This is a genomic window from Amycolatopsis sp. lyj-84, from assembly GCF_046549075.1.
Lineage (GTDB): Bacteria > Actinomycetota > Actinomycetes > Mycobacteriales > Pseudonocardiaceae > Amycolatopsis.
The window spans coordinates 1-5,006 of the sequence record NZ_JAJPWO010000034.1 but is presented as its reverse complement, the minus strand read 5'-3'; the positions used below and the strand labels follow the sequence as shown (position 1 = coordinate 5,006).

The 5,006-nt window shown below is 56.2% G+C and carries 3 rRNA genes; all 3 read left to right on the top strand.

Annotation, left to right across the window (positions count from 1 at the left end):
* A 16S ribosomal RNA gene (locus tag ACLJRM_RS44200) occupies positions 1–1,337 on the top strand; the annotation flags it as partial.
* Between the two features lie 321 nt (positions 1,338–1,658).
* A 23S ribosomal RNA gene (locus tag ACLJRM_RS44195) occupies positions 1,659–4,797 on the top strand.
* Positions 4,798–4,885: 88 nt separating this feature from the next.
* Positions 4,886–5,002: ribosomal RNA gene (gene rrf / locus ACLJRM_RS44190) — 5S ribosomal RNA — on the top strand.
* Positions 5,003–5,006 lie beyond the last annotated feature (4 nt).

The window sequence follows — 5,006 nt, the reverse complement described above, 5'->3', positions numbered from 1 at the left end:
TCGCATGGGGGTTGGTTGAAAGTTCTGGCGGTACAGGATGAGCCCGCGGCCTATCAGCTTGTTGGTGGGGTAATGGCCTACCAAGGCGACGACGGGTAGCCGGCCTGAGAGGGTGACCGGCCACACTGGGACTGAGACACGGCCCAGACTCCTACGGGAGGCAGCAGTGGGGAATATTGCACAATGGGCGAAAGCCTGATGCAGCGACGCCGCGTGAGGGATGACGGCCTTCGGGTTGTAAACCTCTTTCGCCAGGGACGAAGCGCAAGTGACGGTACCTGGATAAGAAGCACCGGCTAACTACGTGCCAGCAGCCGCGGTAATACGTAGGGTGCAAGCGTTGTCCGGAATTATTGGGCGTAAAGAGCTCGTAGGCGGTTTGTCGCGTCGTTCGTGAAAACTCCACGCTTAACGTGGAGCGTGCGGGCGATACGGGCAGACTTGAGTTCGGTAGGGGAGACTGGAATTCCTGGTGTAGCGGTGAAATGCGCAGATATCAGGAGGAACACCGGTGGCGAAGGCGGGTCTCTGGGCCGATACTGACGCTGAGGAGCGAAAGCGTGGGGAGCGAACAGGATTAGATACCCTGGTAGTCCACGCTGTAAACGTTGGGCGCTAGGTGTGGGCGACATCCACGTTGTCCGTGCCGTAGCTAACGCATTAAGCGCCCCGCCTGGGGAGTACGGCCGCAAGGCTAAAACTCAAAGGAATTGACGGGGGCCCGCACAAGCGGCGGAGCATGTGGATTAATTCGATGCAACGCGAAGAACCTTACCTGGGCTTGACATGCGCCAGACATCCCTAGAGATAGGGCTTCCCTTGTGGTTGGTGTACAGGTGGTGCATGGCTGTCGTCAGCTCGTGTCGTGAGATGTTGGGTTAAGTCCCGCAACGAGCGCAACCCTTATCCTACGTTGCCAGCGCGTTATGGCGGGGACTCGTGGGAGACTGCCGGGGTCAACTCGGAGGAAGGTGGGGATGACGTCAAGTCATCATGCCCCTTATGTCCAGGGCTTCACACATGCTACAATGGCTGGTACAGAGGGCTGCGATACCGCGAGGTGGAGCGAATCCCTTAAAGCCGGTCTCAGTTCGGATCGCAGTCTGCAACTCGACTGCGTGAAGTCGGAGTCGCTAGTAATCGCAGATCAGCAACGCTGCGGTGAATACGTTCCCGGGCCTTGTACACACCGCCCGTCACGTCATGAAAGTCGGTAACACCCGAAGCCCATGGCCCAACCGCGTAAGCGGGGGGAGTGGTCGAAGGTGGGACTGGCGATTGGGACGAAGTCGTAACAAGGTAGCCGTACCGGAAGGTGCGGCTGGATCACCTCCTTTCTAAGGAGCAACACATCCACAGTCCCCGGGATACCCGGGATCAGCACTGTGGGGTGGCCAGGGTTTCATCACCGAATGTGTGGTGGCACTGGTTGCTCAAGGAATTGTGGAACTACTGGTTTATGTCGGTTCGCTTGATGCCTGCACGGGCTAGTACTGCACTTTCGGGTGCGTGGAACGTGTGCTGCGGGGTTAAGAGGAGTCGGTGTTCATTGGCATGCTGTTGGGTCCTGAGGCAACACGCCGAGGGGCTTTCACGCTCCGGGAGTTTGTTTCTGGTGTGGTGTTTGAGAACTGTAGAGTGGATGCGAGCATCTTTGTGGTCAAGTTATTAAGGGCACATGGTGGATGTCTTGGCTTCAGGAGCCGATGAAGGACGTGGGAGGCTGCGATATGCCTCGGGGAGCTGTCAACCGAGCTGTGATCCGAGGATTTCCGAATGGGGAAACCCAGCACCAGTTATGTGGTGTTACCCGCATCTGAATATATAGGGTGTGTGGAGGGAACGCGGGGAAGTGAAACATCTCAGTACCCGTAGGAAGAGAAAACAACCGTGATTCCGTGAGTAGTGGCGAGCGAAAGCGGAAGAGGCTAAACCATGCACATGTCAAGCTGTCAGGCGTTGTGTGTGTGGTGTTGTGGGACCCGCCTTGGAAGATCTGACAGTCTTCCGGGTTTACGCGTGTGTTAGTGGAACGCCTTGGGATGGGCGACCGGAGTGGGTGAGAGTCCCGTACGCGAAAACACATGTTAGTGAATCTTGGTGGTGTTCCCGAGTAGCAGCGAGCTCGTGGAATTTGCTGTGAATCTGCCGGGACCACCCGGTAAGCCTAAATACTTCCTGAAGACCGATAGCGGACTAGTACCGTGAGGGAAAGATGAAAAGTACCCCGGGAGGGGAGTGAAAGAGTACCTGAAACCGTGTGCCTACAAGCCGTCAGAGCCCGAGCACATCCTTTGGATGTTACGGTGATGGCGTGCCTTTTGAAGAATGAGCCTGCGAGTTAGTGCTGCGTGGCGAGGTTAACCCGTGTGGGGTAGCCGTAGCGAAAGCGAGTCTGAATAGGGCGTCTGAGTCGCGTGGTCTAGACCCGAAGCGGAGTGATCTACCCATGGCCAGGCTGAAGCGTCGGTAAGACGACGTGGAGGGCCGAACCCACTTAGGTTGAAAACTGAGGGGATGAGCTGTGGGTAGGGGTGAAAGGCCAATCAAACTCCGTGATAGCTGGTTCTCCCCGAAATGCATTTAGGTGCAGCGTCACATGTTTCACCACGGGGGTAGAGCTACTGGATGGTCTAGGGGCCTTACCGGGTTACCGAAATCAACCAAACTCCGAATACCGTGGTGTGAGAGTGTGGCAGTGAGACGGCGGGGGATAAGCTTCGTCGTCGAGAGGGAAACAGCCCAGAACACCAGCTAAGGCCCCCAAGTGTGTGCTCAGTGGGAAAGGATGTGGGATTGCCCAGACAACCAGGAGGTTGGCTTAGAAGCAGCCACCCTTGAAAGAGTGCGTAATAGCTCACTGGTCAAGTGGTCCTGCGCCGACAATGTAGCGGGGCTTAAGCACACCGCCGAAGCTGTGTCATTCATGCAATACATCGGCTCAACTCCTTGAGGGTTGTGTCTAGTGGTGTGGATGGGTAGGGGAGCGTCCTGCATCCAGGGAAGCGGCGGCGGAAGCCAGTCGTGGAGGGTGTGGGAGTGAGAATGCAGGCATGAGTAGCGAATGCAGAGTGAGAAACTCTGCCGCCGGATGACCAAGGGTTCCTGGGCCAGGCTAATCCGCCCAGGGTAAGTCGGGACCTAAGGCGAGGCCGACAGGCGTAGTCGATGGATAACGGGTTGATATTCCCGTACCCGAGCACGTGCGCCCAGGATGAGGCGGTTGATACTAACCACCCAAAGCCTCGTGTTGAAGCCTTCGGGTGAATACGCGAGTGTGGAGCGTGGGATCTGATTCCGTAGTAGTCGAGTGATGGGGTGACGCAGGAAGGTAGCTCCGCCAGTGAGTGGTAGTACTGGTGTAAGCGTGTAGGCCGAAACATAGGTAAATCCGTGTTTCATTAAGGCTGAGACGTGATGCGTAGCCGATTGAGGTGAAGTAGAGTGATCCTATGCTGCCGAGAAAAGCCTCTAGCGAGTGCGTGCACGGCCCGTACCCCAAACCAACACAGGTGGTCAGGTAGAGAATACTAAGGCGATCGGGTGAACTGTGGTTAAGGAACTCGGCAAAATGCCCCCGTAACTTCGGGAGAAGGGGGGCCAGTGTTCCTGAAGTCCCTTGCGGACTAGGGAATGGTGGCCGCAGAGACCAGCGGAAAGCGACTGTTTACTAAAAACACAGGTCCATGCGAAGTCGCAAGACGATGTATATGGACTGACGCCTGCCCGGTGCTGGAACGTTAAGAGGACCGGTTAACCCCTTTGGGGGTGAAGCTGAGAATTTAAGCGCCAGTAAACGGCGGTGGTAACTATAACCATCCTAAGGTAGCGAAATTCCTTGTCGGGTAAGTTCCGACCTGCACGAATGGCGTAACGACTTTCCGGCTGTCTCAACCACAGGCCCGGCGAAATTGCACTACGAGTAAAGATGCTCGTTACGCGCGGCAGGACGGAAAGACCCCGGGACCTTTACTATAGTTTGGTATTGGTTTTCGGTTCGGCTTGTGTAGGATAGGTGGGAGACTGTGAAGCTGGCACGCTAGTGTTGGTGGAGTCGTTGTTGAAATACCACTCTGGTCGGATTGGGAATCTGAACCTCGGACCATGATCTGGTTCAGGGACAGTGCCTGATGGGTAGTTTAACTGGGGCGGTTGCCTCCTAAAGAGTAACGGAGGCGCCCAAAGGTTCCCTCAGCCTGGTTGGCAATCAGGTGTTGAGTGCAAGTGCACAAGGGAGCTTGACTGTGAGACAGACATGTCGAGCAGGGACGAAAGTCGGGACTAGTGATCCGGCACCACCTGGTGGAAGGGGTGTCGCTCAACGGATAAAAGGTACCCCGGGGATAACAGGCTGATCTTGCCCAAGAGTCCATATCGACGGCATGGTTTGGCACCTCGATGTCGGCTCGTCGCATCCTGGGGCCGGAGTAGGTCCCAAGGGTTGGGCTGTTCGCCCATTAAAGCGGCACGCGAGCTGGGTTTAGAACGTCGTGAGACAGTTCGGTCCCTATCCGCCGCGCGCGTAGGATACTTGAGGAAGGCTGTCCCTAGTACGAGAGGACCGGGACGGACGAACCTCTGGTATGCCAGTTGTCACGCCAGTGGCATGGCTGGTTGGCCACGTTCGGAAGGGATAACCGCTGAAGGCATCTAAGCGGGAAGCCTGTTCCAAGATGAGGTATCCCACCCTTGATGGGTTAAGGCCCCCAACAGACCATTGGGTTGATAGGCCAGAAATGGAAGCACAGTAATGTGTTATCGAGTTGACTGGTACTAATAGGCCGAGGACTTGCCCACAAAGATGTTACGCATCCACTCTACAGCTCTGAAACACCACACAACCACCAGCAGTATCAGGTGGAAGTGAGTGGTTGTTTCATAGTGTTTCGGTGGTTATAGCGTCAGGGAAACGCCCGGTCCCATTCCGAACCCGGAAGCTAAGCCTGACAGCGCCGATGGTACTGCAACCGAAGGGTTGTGGGAGAGTAGGACACCGCCGGACTAAC